This window comes from Deinococcus sp. (assembly GCF_030523985.1).
Classification (GTDB): Bacteria; Deinococcota; Deinococci; order Deinococcales; family Deinococcaceae; genus Deinococcus.
Window position 1 is genome coordinate 44,152 of record NZ_JAUNHK010000003.1, and the last position, 1,589, is coordinate 45,740.

The window sequence follows — 1,589 nt, forward strand, 5'->3', positions numbered from 1 at the left end:
GGCCAGTCGCTACAGCAGCACTGGCCCCCGCTCCGTTTCGAGTTGGGCCGAGAGTTCGGGCTGGGGAGCCTCGTAGACCTCGACTTCTCCGGCAAAGTTCAGGCGCGTCAGCAGGTCGCGCAGGTCGTCCGGGTGCGGGGTGCCCAGGCGCAGGTGAAGGAGGCGAACCCCGCTGTCCGGCAGCCGCGTCACCGGAGGGGGCGTTTCCCAGACGATTTGCGAGGGCTGCACCCCCCCGGCAGGCAGCGAGCCGTCGGCAGGCACGGTCAGCCGCCAGCGAAAGTCGCCGCGTGAAAGCTCCAGCACGTCCGGCGCGGGGGGCAAGTCGGGCACGGCAGCGACCCAGTGAATAAGGGCCGGGCCAGCGTCCAGCCGCTGCTGCATTTCGGGAGTATCCAGCCCGAACCAGCGCGGGCGCGGCGGGGCAAGGGCCGCCGGATTCACGGCGATGACCTCCAGGTACGCCCCCTCCCCCAGCGACAGCAATGCGTTGTGGGTGCCGAATTGCGGATGCTCGCCGCCCGACTGCATGGTGACGCCCAGTCGCCCTTCCAGCCAGTCGCGGCCCTCGTCGAGTGTGCGGGCCGCGACGACCAGATGGTCGAGACGTGCGCCGCCTACACTGCCCCCCGTCATCAGGCCCCCCGCGCCCGGCTGAGGGCCGTAAGATCGTCGAGGATGATGGCAGCGGCCTTTTCCCCACTTTCCATCGCGCCCTGAATGCCGCTCATGGAAGTCACCTCGGAGGCGAGCAGCACGCCCGGCAAGCGGGTGGCGTGGCCCGGCAGCGTCGCCGCATACCCGGCAGGCTGCTCGAACTGGGCGTAGGAAATGCGCTCGATGCCGAGCAGGCGCAGCGCCCCCGACACCTCTGTCCCGTACCAGCGCGAGAGTTCGCCGCGCACACGGGCGTCGAGCGACAGGTCGTCCAATGCCGGGTCGCCCAGCACCGTCACCGTCAGCAGATGCTCTCCGGCAGGAGCGCGGCCTGGGACGGCCTGACTCGTCCACTGGGCGTTGTTGACCAGTCCCTCCTCGCCGTTCAGCAGCAGGCGGCGCTGGCGGTCAGGACACTGCGCCGAGGCGTAGTACAGGTAGGTGCTGGCGAGGCGGCCCCGTTCCAGCGCCTCCCCGGTCAGGCGACTGGCGGTGCGCGGGTCGGTGGCGACGATGACCTGCCGGGCGTCCAAGTCTCCGGCACTCGTGGCGGCGGTCACATGGCCCGCGTGGGCGTGAAGCTGCCGCACCTCGATACCCGTGCTGACGTCCAGCCCCTGCGCCAGTTGCGCCGTGATTTGTCCCATGCCGCGCCGGGGCAGGGCCGCGCCACCGTCCATCAACATGCGGAAGTAGTAGCGAAAGAGCCGCGCCGAAGTACTCAGGTCACGCCGCAGGAAAATGCCGCCGAAAAAGGGTCGGAAAAAGTGGTCCAGCGCCGCTTCGGAAAAGCCCTGTGAGCGCAGGTAACTCTCGGTGCTTTCGTCCGGGCCGCTCAGGAGTTGGTGGGGAGCCGGGCCGCGAAGCTGCGCCGCCAGCCGCGCCACCCGCAACTTGTCGCCCAGGCTGAGGGCCGACGCGCTCAGGGTGGA

At 69.9% G+C, this 1,589-nt stretch carries 2 protein-coding genes; both read right to left on the minus strand.

Annotation, left to right across the window (positions count from 1 at the left end; genetic code table 11):
• Positions 1 to 9: 9 nt before the first annotated feature.
• On the minus strand, positions 10 to 636 hold the full coding sequence (locus tag Q4C89_RS01185) for a VOC family protein (RefSeq protein WP_303100781.1): 627 nt from the start codon (positions 634 to 636) through the stop codon (positions 10 to 12).
• A partial coding sequence (locus Q4C89_RS01190; protein ID WP_303100782.1) for an NAD(P)/FAD-dependent oxidoreductase occupies positions 636 to 1,589 on the minus strand: 954 nt, incomplete at its 5' end. The genes Q4C89_RS01190 and Q4C89_RS01185, both read right to left, overlap by 1 nt.

Excerpts from the sequence above, each read along its gene's own strand:
- Q4C89_RS01185 (WP_303100781.1), bottom strand. The coding sequence starts at position 636 with ATGACGGGGGGCAGTGTAGGCGGCGCACGTCTCGACCATCTGGTCGTC.